General features: G+C 45.1%; 23 protein-coding genes and 1 tRNA gene. 11 read left to right on the forward strand and 13 right to left on the reverse strand.

Translation table 11 applies throughout. The features are described 5' to 3' along the window. Nucleotides 1–163 precede the first annotated feature (163 nt). The 6 genes from DWY57_RS00065 to DWY57_RS00090 all read left to right on the forward strand — a co-directional run bounded on the left by DWY57_RS00065 (nt 164) and on the right by DWY57_RS00090 (nt 4,453). Entirely contained in the window at nt 164–790 is a 627-nt protein-coding gene (locus DWY57_RS00065; protein WP_117600042.1) for a DUF6249 domain-containing protein, read from the forward strand. Beyond that, nucleotides 787–1,332: a sigma-70 family RNA polymerase sigma factor gene (locus DWY57_RS00070; protein WP_117600041.1), complete on the forward strand. Its 546-nt coding sequence runs from the start codon at nt 787–789 to the stop codon at nt 1,330–1,332. Before DWY57_RS00065 ends, DWY57_RS00070 begins: the two co-directional genes overlap by 4 nt. Continuing rightward, entirely contained in the window at nt 1,319–1,645 is a 327-nt protein-coding gene (locus DWY57_RS00075) for a DUF5056 domain-containing protein (protein WP_117600040.1), read from the forward strand. The genes DWY57_RS00070 and DWY57_RS00075 overlap by 14 nt, the downstream gene beginning before the upstream one ends. Before the next feature lie 216 nt (nt 1,646–1,861). Continuing rightward, nucleotides 1,862–3,043, forward strand: a complete 1,182-nt coding sequence (gene cls / locus DWY57_RS00080; protein WP_259300437.1) for a cardiolipin synthase — start codon at nt 1,862–1,864, stop codon at nt 3,041–3,043. 75 nt (nt 3,044–3,118) lie between these two features. Further along, a complete protein-coding gene (locus DWY57_RS00085) occupies nt 3,119–3,913 on the forward strand; it encodes a thymidylate synthase (protein WP_117600039.1) in 795 nt (264 codons plus the stop codon). 45 nt (nt 3,914–3,958) lie between these two features. Then, nucleotides 3,959–4,453, forward strand: coding sequence for a dihydrofolate reductase (locus DWY57_RS00090; protein WP_119961158.1), 495 nt, complete (start codon nt 3,959–3,961; stop codon nt 4,451–4,453). Here DWY57_RS00090 and DWY57_RS00095 read toward each other — a convergent pair. Further along, nucleotides 4,450–4,926 (reverse strand): Lrp/AsnC ligand binding domain-containing protein, encoded by a 477-nt coding sequence (locus DWY57_RS00095; RefSeq protein ID WP_005827104.1) that lies wholly within the window; start codon nt 4,924–4,926, stop codon nt 4,450–4,452. The two genes, DWY57_RS00090 and DWY57_RS00095, sit on opposite strands and share 4 nt — an antisense overlap. A gap of 238 nt (nt 4,927–5,164) precedes the next feature. Between DWY57_RS00095 and DWY57_RS00105 the strand changes: the two genes are divergently transcribed. After that, nucleotides 5,165–6,442, forward strand: a complete 1,278-nt coding sequence (locus DWY57_RS00105; RefSeq protein ID WP_119961159.1) for an IgA Peptidase M64 — start codon at nt 5,165–5,167, stop codon at nt 6,440–6,442. Nucleotides 6,443–6,466: 24 nt separating this feature from the next. Next, nucleotides 6,467–7,003, forward strand: coding sequence for a GNAT family N-acetyltransferase (locus DWY57_RS00110; protein ID WP_117600036.1), 537 nt, complete (start codon nt 6,467–6,469; stop codon nt 7,001–7,003). Nucleotides 7,004–7,077: 74 nt separating this feature from the next. Here the strand turns inward: DWY57_RS00110 and DWY57_RS00115 are convergent, their stop codons facing one another. The 9 genes from DWY57_RS00115 to DWY57_RS00155 all read right to left on the reverse strand — a co-directional run bounded on the left by DWY57_RS00115 (nt 7,078) and on the right by DWY57_RS00155 (nt 13,038). Beyond that, a complete protein-coding gene (locus tag DWY57_RS00115; RefSeq protein WP_025833345.1) occupies nt 7,078–7,542 on the reverse strand; it encodes a biopolymer transporter ExbD in 465 nt (154 codons plus the stop codon). Further along, on the reverse strand, nt 7,542–8,132 hold the full coding sequence (locus DWY57_RS00120) for a biopolymer transporter ExbD (protein WP_119961160.1): 591 nt from the start codon (nt 8,130–8,132) through the stop codon (nt 7,542–7,544). The genes DWY57_RS00115 and DWY57_RS00120 overlap by 1 nt, the downstream gene beginning before the upstream one ends. 35 nt (nt 8,133–8,167) lie before the next feature. Beyond that, complete coding sequence (locus DWY57_RS00125) at nt 8,168–8,653, reverse strand: hypothetical protein (RefSeq protein ID WP_119961161.1); 486 nt, start codon at nt 8,651–8,653, stop codon at nt 8,168–8,170. A 5-nt stretch (nt 8,654–8,658) separates the two neighbouring features. Further along, nucleotides 8,659–9,462, reverse strand: coding sequence for a MotA/TolQ/ExbB proton channel family protein (locus tag DWY57_RS00130; protein ID WP_117600033.1), 804 nt, complete (start codon nt 9,460–9,462; stop codon nt 8,659–8,661). Between the two features lie 78 nt (nt 9,463–9,540). After that, a tRNA-Ser gene (locus DWY57_RS00135) sits at nt 9,541–9,628 on the reverse strand. Nucleotides 9,629–9,790: 162 nt separating this feature from the next. Then, complete coding sequence (locus tag DWY57_RS00140) at nt 9,791–10,570, reverse strand: TatD family hydrolase (protein ID WP_117600032.1); 780 nt, start codon at nt 10,568–10,570, stop codon at nt 9,791–9,793. 8 nt (nt 10,571–10,578) lie between these two features. Then, on the reverse strand, nt 10,579–11,280 hold the full coding sequence (locus tag DWY57_RS00145; RefSeq protein ID WP_117964112.1) for a hypothetical protein: 702 nt from the start codon (nt 11,278–11,280) through the stop codon (nt 10,579–10,581). A gap of 16 nt (nt 11,281–11,296) precedes the next feature. Further along, nucleotides 11,297–12,271 carry a polyprenyl synthetase family protein gene (locus tag DWY57_RS00150; RefSeq protein WP_117600078.1) on the reverse strand — a complete coding sequence of 325 codons (975 nt, stop codon included), beginning with the start codon at nt 12,269–12,271 and terminating at the stop codon, nt 11,297–11,299. An 80-nt stretch (nt 12,272–12,351) separates the two neighbouring features. Further along, nucleotides 12,352–13,038, reverse strand: coding sequence for an energy transducer TonB (locus DWY57_RS00155; protein WP_117600030.1), 687 nt, complete (start codon nt 13,036–13,038; stop codon nt 12,352–12,354). 262 nt (nt 13,039–13,300) lie between these two features. Here DWY57_RS00155 and cmk point away from each other — a divergent pair, with 262 nt between their 5' ends. From cmk to pfkA, 3 genes are all read left to right on the forward strand, one after another. Continuing rightward, nucleotides 13,301–13,996, forward strand: coding sequence for a (d)CMP kinase (gene cmk / locus DWY57_RS00160; RefSeq protein WP_117600029.1), 696 nt, complete (start codon nt 13,301–13,303; stop codon nt 13,994–13,996). A 7-nt stretch (nt 13,997–14,003) separates the two neighbouring features. After that, nucleotides 14,004–14,870 (forward strand): 4-hydroxy-3-methylbut-2-enyl diphosphate reductase, encoded by an 867-nt coding sequence (locus tag DWY57_RS00165; RefSeq protein ID WP_117600028.1) that lies wholly within the window; start codon nt 14,004–14,006, stop codon nt 14,868–14,870. A 139-nt stretch (nt 14,871–15,009) separates the two neighbouring features. Beyond that, on the forward strand, nt 15,010–15,990 hold the full coding sequence (gene pfkA / locus DWY57_RS00170; RefSeq protein WP_005827137.1) for a 6-phosphofructokinase: 981 nt from the start codon (nt 15,010–15,012) through the stop codon (nt 15,988–15,990). Nucleotides 15,991–16,051: 61 nt separating this feature from the next. On the opposite strand, the gene DWY57_RS00175 is transcribed toward pfkA, so the two are convergent. The 3 genes from DWY57_RS00175 to DWY57_RS00185 all read right to left on the reverse strand — a co-directional run bounded on the left by DWY57_RS00175 (nt 16,052) and on the right by DWY57_RS00185 (nt 18,987). Continuing rightward, on the reverse strand, nt 16,052–16,891 hold the full coding sequence (locus tag DWY57_RS00175; RefSeq protein WP_117600027.1) for an SDR family oxidoreductase: 840 nt from the start codon (nt 16,889–16,891) through the stop codon (nt 16,052–16,054). 36 nt (nt 16,892–16,927) lie between these two features. Next, on the reverse strand, nt 16,928–18,151 hold the full coding sequence (locus DWY57_RS00180) for an NADH:flavin oxidoreductase (protein WP_117600026.1): 1,224 nt from the start codon (nt 18,149–18,151) through the stop codon (nt 16,928–16,930). Nucleotides 18,152–18,216: 65 nt separating this feature from the next. Next, a complete protein-coding gene (locus DWY57_RS00185; protein ID WP_119961162.1) occupies nt 18,217–18,987 on the reverse strand; it encodes a DUF1295 domain-containing protein in 771 nt (256 codons plus the stop codon). Between the last annotated feature and the right edge of the window lie 181 nt (nt 18,988–19,168).

Raw genomic sequence — 19,168 nt, forward strand, 5'->3', positions numbered from 1 at the left:
CAAATACCTACTTCTTGTTATTCCTGGAAAAAGACAATAAGACATTTTCCGGAAAAATATCGTCTTATTTCCGGTTTTCTAAAAAAAATATCTTCTCTTTGCAACTTTATAAAGGTGACGATACGTCTAACCAACAAAGAAACAAATTAAAAAACCATAGATTATGAAACGTATCATTTTAGGATTAATGCTCGCCATGATGTTCTGCACACTGGTGCAAGGCGCAAACAGAACCGTAACAGAGAACGACGGTCAGGGGAACAAGAAAAGAGTCATCGAATTGAGGGACACTGTCATCAATGGAGAAACCGTAACAGACACACTCAGCATCATGACTTATGAAAACGGTACCGGCAGTAGCGATGCTCCGGAAAAATGGAGAACCCACCACAACAGCAGTATGGACTGGAACGGGTTCGACCTCGGAAGCAAGACTTCGGAGACCGTGATTGCCGTAACAGCCATCGTCTTTGTATTCGGACTGCCGCTACTCATCATATTCGTAGTATTCTTCTTCCGCTATAAAAACCGGAAGGCCAAGTACCGCCTGGCAGAACAAGCCCTGGCCAGCGGACAGCAACTGCCTGAAAACTTCTTCAAAGAAGCCGCAGCAACAGACATCCGTAGCAAAGGCATCAACAACATATTCGTCGGCATCGGCCTGTTCATCTTCCTTTGGGCCATTACCGGAGAATTCGGTCTCGGATGTATCGGCTTACTCGTCATGTTCACCGGCTTCGGACAATTGGTGATTTTCTACAGCCAACAGAAGAAGAACGAAGAAAAATGAGTCAACTCAATGACATATCGTTAGTCGCACAGGTCGTGGTGTTTCAAAACACCAAGGCCTTCGACCGGTTGGTGAAGAAGTACCAGTCGTCCGTACGGCGGTTCTTCCTGCACCAGACCTGCGGCGACAGCGAGTTGAGTGACGACTTGGCACAAGATACGTTTATCAAAGCCTATACAAACATCGCTTCGTTCAAGAATCTATCCAATTTCTCGACCTGGCTCTACCGTATTGCCTATAATGTTTTTTATGACTATATTCGCAGCCGGAAGGAAACAGACGATTTGGATACGTACCAAGTGGATGCTCAATGCAGCACACTGCAGCAGGACGTGGGGCAGCACATAGACATTTACCGTGCCCTCGCCACACTGAAGGAAATGGAACGCACCTGCATCACGCTCTTCTACATGGAAGACCAAAGCATCGAAAAGATTGCAGGTATCACCGGATGTCCGGCGGGAACGGTAAAAAGCCACCTCTCGCGGGCGAAAGATAAAATGGCTTCCTACTTAAAACAAAATGGTTATGATGAAAAATAATGATAAACTCCTGACTTCATTCTTTGCCGAACACCGGCAGGAAATAGCCGATAACGGATTCAGCCGCCGCGTACTGCGACACTTGCCCGACCGTAGCCACCACTTGGCACAAATATGGGCAGCATTCTGCTTCACATTGTGCCTCGTACTATTCGTTGCCCTTGACGGAGTGCAGCTGATACTGGACACCTTGCGCGAGACCTTTGATACTGCCATCCGGAGCGGAGCGTCAGAGCTTGATCCCAAGTCGTTAATCATTGCCGGAGTAGTATTGCTCTATTTCGGTTACCGAAAGATTGTATCCATGGCATAAATACATATCCGTGCCCGGAGAAAGAGGACATGCACTACTCCAACAAAGTCTTGGCTCTTATCTTATCCAATAAGGTAAGGGCTAATTTTTTTTTTTAAACGGACAGACATATATCAACAAGAAATTGTATCTTTGCCCACTCAGAAAACTAAATAAGAGGAGAAAGTTTTGAGAAAGATTCTATTCATCACATTATTCGTTTTTTCTATTGGGAATATCGAAGCGCAAACAACAAGCGATTCCATCGTCATGAATTACTTGAAGGAAATGGGCGCTCCCGTTACTTACAACAATGAAGTGAAATTACTGATGACCGGTCATGACAAGTTCGTCGACCTCTTCGAGAATATCCGCCATGCCCGGCATCATATCCATCTGGAATATTTCAATTTCCGCAACGACTCCATAGCCAATGCCTTGTTCAGCCTTCTGGCAGAGAAGGTCAAGGAAGGGGTTGAAGTCCGCGCCATGTTCGATGCCTTCGGTAACTGGTCCAACAACCAACCATTGAAGGAACACCATCTGAAATCCATCCATGCCCAAGGCATCGAAATCGTCAAGTTCGACCCTATCACTTTTCCCTGGGTAAACCACGCCATACACCGCGACCATCGGAAAATAGTAGTAATTGACGGAAAGATAGGTTATACCGGTGGCATGAACATCGCCGACTACTACATCAACGGATTGCCTAAAATCGGTAAATGGCACGATATGCACATACATCTTGAAGGAGATGCCGTGCGCTATCTGCAAGGCATCTTCCTGACCATGTGGAACCGAGAGACGGGACAACACGTTGGAGGTCCCGCCTATTTTCCGGACATTCCGCAACTGCCCGACAGTATTGCCGAAGAAATAGCCATCGTAGACCGCACGCCACGCGAAACACCACGCTCCATCAGCCATGCCTATGCAGCTTCCATACAAGCCGCACAGAAGAATATCCGAATCGTGAATCCCTATTTCGTTCCGACCAAATCAATCCGCAAGGCAATCAAGAACGCACTGAAAAAAGGTACTGAAGTGGAAATCATGATACCTGCCGTGTCAGACATAGCCTTTACACCGGATGCCTCATTCTATATAGCACATAAGCTGATGAAGAAAGGAGCCAAGATATACCTCTTCAACGGCGGCTTCCACCATTCCAAGATAATGATGGTAGACAGCACTTTTTGCACAGTAGGTACCGCCAATCTCAACAGCCGCAGCCTGCGCTACGACTACGAGACAAACGCTTTCATCTTCGACCCCAAGACCACCAATGAACTGAATGCCATGTTCGAACGAGACATGCAAAACAGTACGCTGCTCACTCCTGAAGTCTGGAAAAAGCGTTCCGGATGGAAGAAATTCGTAGGCTGGGTGGGAAACTTGATGACCCCTTTCCTCTAAGTTTTTAATTTTTAATTATTAATCTTTAATTAATTCCCCTACCTTTGCGTTCGGATAAAAACAGAGCATTACATCATGAAGCAATATTTAGACCTGCTGAACCGCGTACTGACCGAAGGCGTAGAGAAAAGCGACCGTACGGGTACCGGCACCATCAGCGTATTCGGCCACCAAATGCGTTTCAACATGGATGAAGGCTTCCCCTGCCTTACTACCAAGAAGCTGCATCTTAAATCAATCATATACGAACTGCTATGGTTCCTCCAGGGAGACACCAATGTGAAATATCTCCAGAACAACGGTGTACGTATCTGGAACGAATGGGCGAACGAAAACGGCGACCTAGGACATATCTACGGGTATCAATGGCGCTCCTGGCCGAACTATAAAGGCGGATCCATCGACCAGATCAGCGAAGCTGTAGAAACCATCAAGCACAATCCCGACTCACGCCGGATTATAGTCAGCGCATGGAATGTAGGCGATTTGGACAACATGAACCTCCCTCCCTGCCACGCTTTCTTCCAGTTCTATGTCGCCAACGGACGACTGAGTCTGCAACTGTACCAACGTAGTGCAGACATTTTTTTAGGAGTGCCTTTCAACATCGCTTCCTATGCCCTGCTCCTGCAGATGATGGCACAAGTCACCGGACTGAAAGCCGGGGATTTCATCCATACCTTAGGAGACGCCCATATCTATCTGAACCATTTGGAGCAGGTAAAGCTCCAACTATCTCGTGAACCGCGGGATTTGCCGCAGATGAGAATCAATCCTGATGTGAAAAGCATCTTCGACTTCAAGTTCGAGGATTTCGAGCTGATCAACTATAACCCGCATCCGCATATTGCAGGGAAAGTGTCAGTATAAATCCTATAATAAAAAGATAGAAAGAGAAAAGAATTTTACACACATATGATTAGTATTATCGCCGCAGTAGATAGAAAGAGAGGTATCGGTTATCAGAACCGATTGCTATTTTGGCTTCCCAATGATTTAAAGCGTTTCAAAGCCCTCACCACGGGAAATACCATTATCATGGGCCGAAAGACCTTTGAATCTCTCCCCAAAGGCGCGCTTCCCAACCGCCGCAACGTTGTTCTGTCCACTCAAAAAGATTTGCTCTATCCCGGTGCAGAAGTTTTTCCCTCATTGGAAGAAGCACTGAACAGTTGCCAGCCCGACGAACACGTCTACATCATCGGCGGTGCAAGTGTTTATCGCCAGGCACTCCCCTTTGCGAATGCCCTCTGCCTGACCGAAGTGGATGCAGAAGCCACTCAGGTGGACGCCTACTTTCCCGAAGTCTCTCCGACTGTATGGCAAGAAAAAAGCAGGGAGTCTCATCCCGCAGATGAGAAGCATCCCTGCCCTTATGCATTTGTCGATTATATCCGCCGGCAGAATTAATCTTCCTCTTCTTCTACCGTTATAGGCATCTGCCGCTTGATGGCTTCGTGGAAAGAAATCAAGGTTTCCGTACGTGCCAGTCCCAGCGGCTGCAACTTATCATGTATGATGCTCAGCAAATGATGGTTGTTGCGGGCATAAAGCTTTATGAACATATCATACTTGCCCGTTGTAAAATGGCATTCCACAATCTCGGGAATAGCTTCCAATGCTCTCGTTACAGCATCGAAGGAAGCGGGATCCTTTAGGTAGATACCGATATAGGCGCATGTTTCATATCCTATCTTCTCAGGATCAATCACATATTCAGAACCTTTCAATATACCTAAGTTTGTCAGCTTTTGAATGCGCTGATGAATGGCTGCTCCCGATACATTACAAGCTCTAGCCACTTCAAGGAAAGGAATGCGTGCATTATCGGCTATAAGTTTTAAAATCTGTTCGTCTAAAGTATCCAACTGATGATGTCCCATTTCAAATTCTAATGATTAATAAATTACTATATCTCCCGCATATCTATACGGCAACATGCAAAGTTAGCTATTTTTTCGCCAATAAAAATACGGTTTATAACTTTTCTTACAAAAAAAAGAATAATACCGCATATCCGGCATTTCAAAGCGTATACGCAAATTCCATCTCGCACGACTGGAAAATTGCAGATGAGCTTTAAAGATATTATCTTTGTCGTAGCAATAATAATGAACCGTTATGAAAAAGTATTCCTTATTCCTATTATGCCTGATGGCAGCAATATCCTTGCATGCCCAAAGCTTTGCCGATTATTTTGCCGATAAGACCCTGCGTATCGACTATATCTTTACCGGAAATGCAGCCAAACAAGAGATATGCCTGGACGGACTGTCTTGTCTCCCCTCTTGGGCAGGAAGGAAGCATCACTTGTCTGAACTGCCCCTGCAAGGAAACGGACAAATCATTATGCGAGATGCAGCCAATGGTAGCGTAATCTACAAAACATCCTTTTCTTCGCTCTTCCAGGAGTGGCTGGAAACAGATGAAGCCAAAGCAGTAACCAAAGGATTCGAAAACACCTTCCTCCTTCCCTATCCCCTGCGTCCTGCAGAAATAGAAATAACACTCCTTGACCCGCGTAGAAATGTACGGGCAAGCATGAAACATACGGTCAGTCCCGACGATATCCTAATACAGCAGAAAGGTACTGCCCACATCACACCACATAAATATCTGCTGCAAAGCGGCAATACAGACAAATGCATCGACGTAGCCATCCTTGCAGAAGGATATACTCCCGAAGAGATGCCGGTATTCTACAAAGATGCAGCCATTGCCTGCGAAAGTCTGTTTGCCCACGAACCCTTCCGGTCCATGAAAAAGCACTTCAACATTGTAACAGTGGCCAGCCCCTCCGAAGACAGCGGAGTAAGTGTACCACGCCTCGGAGAATGGAAACGGACAGCATTCAGTTCTCATTTCAGCACATTCTATTCAGACCGGTATCTGACAACCTCCCGTGTCAAATCCATACACGATGCGCTGGCTGGAATACCGTATGAACACATCATCATCCTTGCCAATACGGAAGAATATGGCGGCGGTGGAATCTATAATTCCTATACCCTTACTACCGCCCACCATCCAATGTTCCGCCCCGTTGTGGTGCATGAGTTCGGGCATAGCTTTGGCGGACTGGCCGATGAATATTTCTATGACAATGACGTGATGACAGATACCTATCCATTAGATGTGGAACCCTGGGAACAGAATATCAGCACGAGAATCAATTTCACCTCCAAGTGGGAAGACATGCTTGCACAAGGAACTCCCGTTCCTACTCCCTCTTCTGAAAGTGGAACATATCCCATAGGTGTATATGAAGGAGCCGGCTATTCTGCCAAAGGCATCTACCGTCCGGCAGACAATTGCCGCATGCGTACCAATGAATATCCCACTTTCTGTCCTATCTGCCAACGAGCTATCCGCCGCATCATTGAATTTTATACAGAATAAGAACAAACTAAACTTAAAGAACTTATGATCAGACTTCAACGTATTACAACAGCTGACACAGACTTGTACAGCTATATGGAGAAATTAATGACTCAATCGTTCCCTTCAGAGGAGTACCGGGAACTGGAGGAATTGCGCAAGTATACAGATACCAAAACGCACTTCTATAACAATATCATCTTCCATAACAACACCCCGGTAGGCCTCATCACTTACTGGGATTTCGGACATTTCTACTATATAGAGCATTTTGCCATTGACCCCGCACAGCGTAACGGCGGGTATGGAAAGAGTGTACTGAACCATTTGTGCCAACTCTTAAAACATCCCATCGTCTTGGAAGTGGAAATACCCGAAGAAGAAATGGCTAAACGCCGCATTAACTTCTATCAACGGCAAGGATTCTCCTTATGGGAAAAGCCCTACCAACAACCACCCTACAAAGCAGGAGACAACTACCTACCTATGCTCATCATGGCCTATGGAGATATAGAATGTGGAAAGGATTTTGACTCTGTAAAGGAACACATCTACTGCGAAGTATATAATGTGAAATCTTAAAAATCCAATATACTTAAAACAATAAAGGTCGTTTCAACAAATGAAACGACCTTTATTATATCTTAAATCAACTCTTACTGACGCGGTTGCGCAGAATAGTTAATCTTCAAAGCATAAGCTTGACGAAGAGCTTCCTTGATATCTGTTACGATACCCATTTTCGTATCTTGGTCAACTTTCAAAGACACTGTCATCTGTGGCTGATCTTCTTCTTTCATACTGGCACGTTCACCAATAATATAATCTTGAATTTCAGCAACTTCAGCATAACTGTCGTTCAACTGGATACGGCTCTCATTACCTAACTTCTTACGAAATTCGGCAGTAGGTTTTCCTACGTAGATAAACGTAACCAACGACTTCTTCTCCAGTTTCTCCAATTCCGTAGCTTGCGGAACCTTAAACTCAACCTTTAATGTTACCTCACGCATCGTTGTCACAATCATGAAAAAGAACAACAAGGTGAAGATAAGGTCAGGCAGAGAAGAAGTGTTCAACGCCGGCATCTCACGTTTACCAGTCTTATTAAATTTTCCCATTACTTCTTTTCTCCGTACTTTTTAGGTTCTGCCTCAGAAATTCTCTGAGGATAAATTTCACGAATTGCATCTTGCTGTTCTTGATCCAACTCAGCATAATTTTTCTGCCACTTCTCTTGAGCCAATTCATCACGCAACTCATTATAAGCTGCTACCAACTCATTCTGTACAGCCATATATGCCTTATAGGAAGAACCGCGGTCACAACGCAAAGAAACCACATGATTTTCCGTTACTTGAACCGTACCGAAGAAAGCAACATTCTTTGAAATCTTTTCCGGCTTCGTTTCATCATTGTACGGATTGGCAATGAATTCTTTTGTTTTCGCACGCAATTGGTCAACTGTAATATAATCATTCCCACACATTAACTGGTCCTGCTTATTTAAGAAGACTTGCAGAACATTACGTTCTTTCTTCTTCTGGTCCTCAATCTTCTGGTCTTTTTCCGGTGGAGGCGGCAAGCGTCTTGCCAAACCACGGTCAGTATCCATAGATGTCGTGATCAAGAAGAAAATCAGCAACAAGAATGCAATATCCGCTGTAGAACTTGAGTTAATATCAGGAACTTTTCTTTTTCCTTTTGCCATTGTAATTACTCTTTAGATTGATTTACCTCAATCGGTTATGATAATTTCTTCTTAATGCTACTAAAAATGATTGCCAAGATTGTACCAGCAAACAAGATATAGATAGAATAGAGGAACATATCAGTAAGCTTCAACCAGAAAGGAACATTTTCAGTTCCGCTATAACCCGGAATAACGAGTGGTTCTTCACTACCCATAGCCCAAGAAACAACAACAACTGCAACCAATATAACCAAACCGATCAAAGATTTCAACGCTGCTCCCGGATTATCTTTCAGTGCAGATCCAAATTGGAACACAACACCAACCACGGTAGCAATAATAGCTATAAAGAACAAGACATACATCAAATAAATCAATGCGTCTGTCTGAGCCGGTTGCCACATTTCTGCGTCAACACTCATCAATACTGCATCGCCCTGAGCATCTCCACCGAAGTAGAACAAGCCTAACACTACCAAGATGATAGCGAACATGACATACAGTACGTAGTATGATACTTTATATGATAACTTAGCCATCTTAATTATTTTTTGTATTTCAAGTCATATTTGATAACCATATCCAACAGTGAGATAGAAGAATCTTCCATTTCACTTGTCAAAGCTTCAATCTTAGACAAGATATAGTTGTAGAATACCTGCAGAATCAAAGCAACAATCAAACCGAAGATAGTAGTGATCAAGGCAACCTTCATACCACCTGCTACAACCGTCGGAGAGATATCACCTACCTGCTGAATCTTATCAAATGCCTGCACCATACCGATTACAGTACCCAAGAATCCCAAAGACGGAGCCATAGCGATGAACAGTGTGATCCAAGAGCAACCTTTTTCCAAGTAACCAGCTTGTACACCACCATAAGATACTACAGACTTTTCTACTACGTCAATACCTTGGTCAATTCTCATCAGACCTTGATAGTAGATAGAAGCAATAGGACCTCTTGTGTTACGTGCGATGTCTTTAGCAGCTTCAACGTCACCTTTTTCCAAAGCAGCTTCGATAGCAGACAAGAACTTCTTTGTATTGATTTCAGCCAAACTCAAATAAATGATACGTTCAATACAGAATGCAAGACCGATAACCAATGCGATAGCTACCAAACTCATGAAAGATGCAGTACCTTCAATGAACTTTGTTTTAATCTCTTTGTGGATACCACCTTCTGCAGCTTCCATAGCGGCAGGAGTAGCAGCGTCAGCAGCAGGTGCTACAGCTGCTTGTTCAGTTTGTTCAGCTGCAGGAGCATCTTGAGCCTGAGCAAGTTGAGTTGAGCCAAATGTTAAGACTCCCATCACAGCAACAATTGCAAATAACTTTTTCATTGTGTGTCTAATTTTTTAAGATTAATTAATTAATTTATTTATTATAATTTGTTGTTTTATCTCCATTTTATCACATTGCGGAGAGACGGGGATTCGAACCCCGGATACCCTTTAGGGGTATACACGCTTTCCAGGCGTGCCTCTTCAACCACTCGAGCATCTCTCCAATAGACGCCTTTTCTGAAATCGGGTGCAAATTACAAAAAAAATGCGAACCACAAGCGTTTTCAGCTACAAATGTATTCTTTTTTTTGTTGTTCTGCCTCATTCTCCCCGTTTTATATTAAATAAAATCTCAAAATTAATAAACTTTAAAATCTTAAAGAGCTTATTTGAGCATTCCGAACACTTTTAAAGCGTTATCAGAAGTAACCTGAGCCACCTTTTCAGGAGAATTCCCATAGATTCCGGCCACCTTTACCAAAGTATCCTTAACATATGCGGTTTCGTTCCTCTTGCCTCGATTGGGAACCGGAGTCAGATAAGGGGAATCGGTTTCCAGCACGATACGTTCCAAAGGAATATTCTTCAAGACTTCGGGCAAAGTTGATTTCTTGAAAGTCACCACACCATTTATTCCTATCATGAAATCCGCAAATTCCATAATCCTGCAGGCCTCTTCCGAGGTCCCCGTAAAACTATGGAAAATTCCTTTCAAAGGAGTCTGCCGATAAAGTTTCAACACATTATATATATGGTCGAACGCTTCCCTACAATGCAGCACTACCGGCAAATCGTATTCCAAAGCCCACTCAATCTGCCTGCCCAACGCCCTTTGCTGTTCTCTGAGAAAAGTCTTATCCCAATACAAATCCATACCAATTTCACCAACTGCAACAAATTCGTTCGATGAGGCCAGCTCCCGGGCCACTATATCCAACTCCTTTTCATAATCCGCATCCACAGACGTGGGATGCAACCCAATCATTGGATAGCAATACCCCTTATATTCACGACACACCCGAAGCATAGGCTTTATGGTGGTACTATCGATATTGGGCATAAAAATATGCGTGACTCCTGCCTCACGGGCACGGGCCATCACTTGGGGCAAATCCCCTGCAAACTCTTCTAAAAAAAGATGGGAATGTGAATCAATCAATCTCATTCTTCAACTTACTCTTTGCGTTTTTCACCAGTACGATAATAATAGATTATTCCATAATCACGGCATAAATCCAACCGTTTCTCATTAGGAGTAACCTCCTCAAATTTTTTTTCCACCTGGTTCCATATATGCAGAATCAACTCATCCGCTTCTGCACGCATCGAAGCCAAGGTGTCCAAACTGCGGGCTGTTAAAAATTGAAGATTCTTTTGTTTCTCATAACTATCCATGAAAATATCATAATGCACCCTCACTTTTGCAATCGTAGGGTTATAAATGGGAATTCCTCCCTGAGATATACGCTTGTTTTCCCCATCCACGATTTTACGCCCCCACTCTGCCAAAGCAGGCTCTGTCGATAAATCAGGCACATTATTGTTGCTTGTGTCCAAACCGTAATATTCCTTATGAGCAATACGCACTTCAGAACGGATGACAGCTAAATTCAACACCTGGATAAAATGAGAAATATACAGACGGGCAGTCTTTACATTAGCCTGATGCTTACGTCCCGCCCGAGCCTGCCGCTCAAAACAGTCGGCATAATAAGCTTGCGCAGCTTCAAACTTTGTAAGAAAATTCCGCGCATCAGTCAACGCCTTCAAAGATACGGCCAAATCATACACATTACATATATCACCCTTGACGACCACTGCTTTCAGCGCCCGTATTCTCGCTTGATCTGTATTAGGCAATCTTCTATAAGGCATTTCTCCCGGATTTAAGTTACACTTCCCGATGCATCAAGTTAGCCATCAAGCTCTTCAATTCTTCCTTCTTTTCATCCGCCACGTTCACCGCCAATAAACTTTCCATTGCGCGCTCACAATACTCTTCCATTTTTTTCTCACACAACTCCTTGACACCAATCTGGTTATACAGTTCCGTCACCGCAGCAACCTTCTCCTCCGGATTGAATGAAACAGCATCCACCCAAGCATTCAAATAAGTCAACTGGCCTTCATCCGCATGTTCAAAAGCCTTTATCAGCATGTAGGTCTTTTTATTGCACAGAATGTCACCTCCAATATTCTTTCCAAAGACGGCAGCATCGCCATAAACATCCAGGAAATCATCTTTCAACTGAAAAGCGACACCCAAGTTCATGCCAAAATCATACAACAGCTCCGCATCTTCAGATGAAGCCCCTCCCAAAAGAGCACCAATCTTCAGACTTGCAGCCAACAATACCGAAGTTTTCAGACGAATCATTTCCAGATACTCCTCTGCCTTCACATCTTTCCGATGTTCAAACTCCATATCCAGCTGTTGCCCTTCACAGATTTCAAGTGCGGTCAAGCTAAATATATCCATCACTTCTTTCAAATGTTCAACCGGGCATTGAGCCATAAACTGATAAGCCAATACAAGCATTGCATCCCCCGAAAGAATGGCAGCATTGTCATCCCAGACTTTATGTACTGTATCCTTGCCACGGCGACGGTCTGCACGATCCATCAAGTCGTCGTGCAAAAGAGTATAATTATGATACACTTCAATACCCATTGCAGGATTAAAAATACGGGTAATATCCTCCTGATACAGATTGTAGGCCATCAACATCAATACCGGACGGATTCTTTTTCCACCCATGGACAGCACATAGGTAATGGGAGCATATAAACCTTGAGGAGTACGGGTAAACTGCAATTCTGCAATATGAGAATTTATTCTTTCTAAAAGCTCGGAAGCTGTAAACATGACATTTTCAGAATTTAGGAAATAGCGGATAATGAAAAGAGGCTGCATTCCGGCAGCCTCTCCCACTTATAGATATTTTATTACTGCAATCTAAACATTACAGGTACAGTATACTTAACGCGAACGGGTTTACCACGCTGCATACCGGGCTTCCACTTCGGCATACCCATAATCACGCGGACAGCTTCTTTGTCCAAATACGGATCAACACCTCTCAAAACTTTAGCATCTACAATACTACCATCCTTATTAACCACGAACTGTACAGTTACACGACCTTGAGTTCCGTTTTCCTGTGCAATAGTAGGATATTTGATATTCTTGCTCAGATACTGCATCAGACCAGCCATACCACCATTCGGAAATTCAGGCATCTGTTCTACCACTTCGAAAATAGTCTGTTCTTCCGGTTCTTCTTCTTCCACTGCTACGGGAACATATTTAATTTCCACAGCCTGGTTCAATTCTTCAGAAGATACGATAGCAGTTTCTTCCACGTCAGCATCGTCCTCAACAATAGTCAAGGTTTCTGCAATTGCAGGAGCTTCGGGGGGCGGAGGAGTAACCTGCTCCGGTTGTTCCGTAATAGGAATAATTTCCTCTTCAAATACTAAGTCGGCAACAGCCTGGCTCGTATCAATCTTGATGTCACGCTTTGTCCACTCGAACGCAACAAACATGAAAGCGAGCACAATCACATAACCGACAAGCAGCCAAGTCGACTTCTTACTCTCCAAGTCTGCCTTAGGTGATTTCTTAATTTCCATAATTTATAATATAATTTTAGTGTTTCTCATTTGGGGCAAATATAGCACTTTTCCCAAGAATGTTCACGCACTGCTGTTTTTTTTTACACAATAGGCGCTCCATTTTCATTTTTTTAATCCTTCAAAAGCCTCCATGTGCTTTTGTGCCACAAATGTAACGAGATATTTTAAAAATACCGTATCTTTGGCAAGAATTTTAAATGAAATATTGAAATTTTCTGTTTTGCAGGTGTTATACCTATATAACTATAGTATAAAAGTCATGAGAAAGATAACAATAGCAATCGACGGCTTTTCCTCTTGCGGAAAAAGCACTATGGCCAAAGACCTCGCCCGCGAAATCGGCTACATATATATAGATAGCGGTGCCATGTATCGGGCAGTAACATTATATAGTATGGAGAATGGTATTTTCCAGGGTGACCGCATAGATACCGAAAAACTTAAAAGTCTAATAAAGGATATACATATTTTTTTCCGCCTGAACCCCGAAACCGGACGCCCGGACACCTACCTGAACGGAATAAATATAGAAAACAAAATCCGTACCATGGAAGTGTCTTCACGTGTCAGTCCCATTGCAGCATTGGATTTCGTACGCGAAGCTATGGTGGCACAGCAACAAGAGATGGGCAAGGCCAAAGGCATCGTTATGGACGGGCGCGACATCGGCACTACCGTTTTCCCGGATGCCGAGCTGAAAATTTTTGTAACTGCCAGCCCCGAAATACGGGCACAACGCCGCTATGATGAACTGAAGGCCAAAGGGGAAGAAGCCAGCTTTGACGAAATTCTGGAAAATGTGAAACAACGGGACTATATTGACCAAAACCGGGAAGTAAGTCCGCTGCGCAAAGCTTCTGACGCTTTATTGTTGGACAACAGCCACCTGACCATTTCCCAACAAAAGGAATGGCTGGCCGAACAATTCGAACGGGTTATAAAGGAGAAGAACTGAACCGGATATGGCAAAAGTAGAAATAGACGAAGGCTCCGGCTTCTGTTTCGGAGTTGTCACCGCAATAAACAAGGCAGAAGAGGAACTGGCGAAAGGAGGAACCCTTTATTGTCTGGGAGATATCGTGCACAACAGCCGTGAAGTGGAACGCCTGAAAGCAATGGGACTGATTACCATCAACCATGAGGAATTCAACCACCTCCACAACGCCAAGGTGTTGCTTCGCGCTCATGGAGAACCCCCCGAAACTTATGACATTGCCCGCCGCAACAATATAGAAATCATTGACGCAACCTGCCCGGTCGTACTCCGCCTGCAAAAGAAGATAAAGCAAGAGTATGTCCAGGAAGACGGCCAAGACAAACAAATTGTCATCTATGGCAAAAATGGACACGCCGAAGTACTGGGACTGGTAGGTCAAACTACGGGAAAGGCCATCGTTATTGAAAAGCAGGAAGAGGCAAGGAAACTGGATTTCAGCAAAGACATCCGGCTCTATTCCCAGACCACAAAATCTCTGGACGGATTTCAAAACATTGTGAAATACATAGAGGGACATATCTCACCGAAAGTCACTTTCGAGTCCTATGACACTATCTGCCGACAAGTAGCAAACCGGATACCTAATATCCGGAAATTTGCAGCTTCCCATGATTTAATATTCTTTGTCAGCGGCAAAAAAAGCTCTAACGGCAAGATGCTGTTCAGTGAGTGTAAAAAAGTCAATGCCAATTCACATTTGATAGACAGTGCCGAAGAAATAGATAGTTCTCTGTTAGCCGGTGCCAATTCCATCGGTGTCTGCGGAGCCACTTCCACCCCCAAATGGCTGATGGAAGAAATTTCAGAAGCCATAAAGTCAAAACTTAAATAACAGTTTGTCATCCTTTTGGAACAGCAAATTAACGTAATTTATTAGTCACCGCCTCAGCTTTTTACTATCTTTGCGGCATGAAAAAATAGTCCAAATCTATTTTTCATCATGATTATTAATACTAAACAAAAAGATTGTTATGGGAACAGTTAAGTGCATTGGTATCTTGACATCAGGAGGTGATGCTCCGGGAATGAACGCAGCCATACGTGCCGTGACACGTTCGGCTATTTACAACGGACTTTCAGTTAAAGGTATATATAGAGGTTACAAAGGTCTGGTAACCGGCGAAATCAAAGAATTCAAAAGCCAAAATGTCAGCAACATCATCCAGCTGGGTGGTACAATCTTGAAGACAGCCCGCTGCAAAGAGTTCACGACTCCCGAGGGCCGCCAGATTGCTTACGACAACATGAAGAAAGAAGGCATTGACGCCTTAGTGATTATCGGAGGCGACGGTTCGCTGACCGGTGCTCGTATCTTTGCACAAGAGTTTGACGTGCCTTGTATCGGGCTGCCGGGAACTATCGACAATGACCTTTATGGAACAGATACCACTATCGGCTACGACACCGCGCTGAACACGATCCTGGATGCTGTGGACAAAATCCGTGATACAGCCACTTCCCATGAGCGCTTGTTTTTCGTAGAAGTCATGGGACGCGATGCCGGTTTCCTCGCTCTGAACGGCGCCATCGCCTCCGGAGCAGAAGCAGCCATTATCCCGGAATTCAGTACGGAAGTAGACCAACTGGAAGAATTCATCAAGAACGGTTTCCGGAAATCCAAGAACAGCAGTATCGTACTGGTAGCCGAGAGTGAACTGACCGGCGGTGCCATGCACTATGCAGAGCGTGTAAAGAACGAATACCCCCAATATGACGTACGCGTAACCATCCTCGGTCACTTGCAACGCGGTGGTAGTCCTACGGCACACGACCGTATCCTTGCCAGCCGTCTGGGCGCAGCCGCCATCGACGCCATCATGGAAGGACAGCGCAATGTCATGATAGGCATTGACCACGATGAAGTGGTATACGTTCCTTTCACGAAAGCCATCAAAAATGACAAACCCATCAAGAAAGACCTTGTAAATGTACTGAGAGAACTGTCGATCTGATGACAGCCAGTTCAGATACCCCATAAACAGAGAAGGCGCCATATGCGCCTTCTCTGTCTTTTTACAACCATTTCTTCACTATACTTTCCGTCCTCTCCCACAGTTCTTCCATCTGTACATGCCGGGTATACTTCTCCGAAAGAGACTTGGGACGGCAACTGGCATTCAATGTACCCGTACGTTTACCGGCATCCTCATCCAGCAATAAGCCGACAGCCGTTGCAGCTCCCTTACGGGGAGTACGGATGAAAGGCCTGAAAAGTATATCTGTCAGCGGGTCAAACCACATATGCATGGTAATGATATTGGTAGACACAATCCCTGGATCAGCCGCATTCACAACAATATCTTTGTGCTTGACACGACTGGCCAAGTCGATGGTGAACAGAGTCAATGCCAGCTTCGTGTTGCTATATATAGGAATGCGCCAAAAGCCACCCTTCTTTCCCCGGAGGAAAAAATCCGGAAAGTCAAGATGACCGATGGCATACGTACAAGATACCATATTCACAATACGGCTCCCCTCTCCCATCAATGGCAGCAGCTTGCGGGTCAGCAGGTAAGGCCCTACATAATTGACACTCACCGTCCGTTCCAGTCCGTCTTCGGTAATGCGGCGTTCCGTTTCCATGGTTCCGGCATTGTTCATCAACAACGCCAACGGCTCTCCCCGCTTCAACAGATGCTCTGCAAATGCGGCCACTGAAGCCAGAGATGCCAAATCAATGGGAGCAGTCTCAATACGCGGATTACCGGTTTCACGCATCAGCAGTTGCCGCTTGGGTTCGGCAGCTTGGGGGTCACGGCATGCCATGATGACCTGATAGCCGGCAGTTGCCACTGCGCGGGTAATTTCCATGCCCATGCCACCGTCTGCCCCGGTTATAACAGCTAAATTCACTTTAATAATTAAAAATTGAAAATTAAAAACTAAAAATCAGCCTTTCGCTTCGATTTTCTCTATCTCCTTTTTCAGACAAGGTGGAAGCTCCTCCTTCAAATGCTGATGGCATGCCATCTCGATGGAATACATCCGGGCAATGCAGTAATTACTATGCCGGCAGTTGCAACGTGCATTCTCTTCGGCACGCATGCGGTTGACGAACCCTGGCTCATTGAGCAGAGCGCGCGCCATTTGCACCGCCTCGAAGCCGTCATCCAGCACCTCATCTATCTTATCCCTGGAAACCAGGCCACCCACATAAACCAACGGTATCTTCAAGGCGGCACGGAATTTCAAGGCATCTTCCAGGAAATAAGCTTCCTTAAACGGTACGCTCGGTATCATCCATTTGCCTACCATGCGTACACCGTATTTCAACCACCAGCAGGTCATGTAATGCGTCATGCTGCGGATAGGCATTTCGCCCCGCATGACATACATCGGCGCCTTACTGACGAACCCACCGCTCAAGACCAGCGCATGTGCTCCCGACTGCTCCAGCCTCCGGGCCACCTGCATCGTCTCGTCCAGTTCCATCCCTCCACGGAAGCCATCGCGCATGTTCATCTTCACCAGCACAGCCATATCACTGCCGGCAGCCTCCATCACTTCTTCCATCACCATATCCATAAAACGCATACGGTTCTGCAACGAGCCTCCGAACTCGTCTTTCCGATGGTTGGTGGACGGGGACAAGAACTGGCTGATGAGATAGCCATGCCCTGCATGAATCTCTACAGAATCAAATCCGGCCTCCCGTGCCAGATTCACCGAACGCCCATAAGCACGCGCCATCTCCGGCAGCTCATCGGCACGCAGTCCGCGCACAAAGGTAGGAGAGTAAAGATTGAAACCGGAAGATGCGCCGACGGGCATACAACCGCAAATACTCTTATGGGACATATTGCCACAGTGTCCCAACTGGATGCCTGCCGCAGCCCCCTCCGCATGTATGGCATCAGTCAGCCTACGGAGTCCGGGGATAATCTCAGGACGCATCCACAACTGGCGGTCAAAAGACAAGCCGCTCTGAGTAACTGCCGCATAGGCAACAGTAGTCATACCTATACCTCCCGCCGCTACCGACCGATGATAGTCGAGCAACATGTCCGACGGAGCGTTTCCGGGACACATGCTCTCGAAAGCAGCCGAACGGATGGTACGGTTACGCAAGGTCAACGGTCCGAAAGTGACGGGGGTGAATAACTTGGATTCCATCGTTATGAGTTATGAGTTATAAGTTATGAATTATTCATTTTCCATTTTCAACTCCCCATTTTCCATTAATAAAGAAATGGAATGATGCGTTTGCGCTTTCCTACCGCCTCATCACCAAACTCCTCCCGATAATGGCAGTGAATGGCATCGGCACGGGGAACAAGATTGGCAAACGTCCACCAGACGAACACCCAGGCAGCGGGAGAGGCTGTGAGTATGGCAAACCCCGTCCATTCCACCAGCTCACCGAAGTAATTGGCAGAAGTGACGTATCGGTAAAGCCCTTTTCCGGGAAGATAATGCTTCGTATCACCCGGCCTGCGCAGATGACGTATCACATAGTCGGAATGCAAATTGACGAACATACCCGCAAAAAACAGAATGATTCCCAACAAGGCATGAGGTTTCAGCAAATAGGCCCAGCCATCGGCATACAAGCCTTCGGGAGCGAAATAGAACAAACCGCCCGCCTGCATCATCCCGTTCAAAAGGTTGAAGACGATACCCATCGCCATAATAGCTACCGGCATCCGGCTTTTACCTTTCAGCAGGAACGGAAAAATAAAGGCCCGCTGAAGATAGTGCAACTGAAACAGCAGGAAGAAGAAATATACCGGCACGGCAAATCCCGCTCCACTCTTCCCCCACAACCCAAACATGACGATGAATACCGGCGCTTCCATAAGCACCCACGCCAGTTTATTATTGATGGAGATTCCCCACGAGGCAGTACGGAACATGCCATAACCCGCTTTGACAAAATAGAGCGCAATAAAGACAACCAATGCCACAGCACTCATTACCCACAGAAATATCTGAAAAGTTTCCTGATTCATAGTTCTTTATTTATGCGAAGCAAAGATAAAGAAAACTCACAACAAACAAATCGTTTTCCCCGGATAATTGTTTTTTCATACAAAAACCAGTGTTTTTTACTGAGAAGATTAAGCAGTAGAGATACGAAAATCTAATCGTTCCATCATGGAGTAAATTTCATTCCACCATGGAGAAAAAATC

Origin of the sequence: Bacteroides sp. AF25-5LB (assembly GCF_003602965.1) — a bacterium.
In the GTDB taxonomy this organism is placed as follows: domain Bacteria; phylum Bacteroidota; class Bacteroidia; order Bacteroidales; family Bacteroidaceae; genus Bacteroides; species Bacteroides uniformis.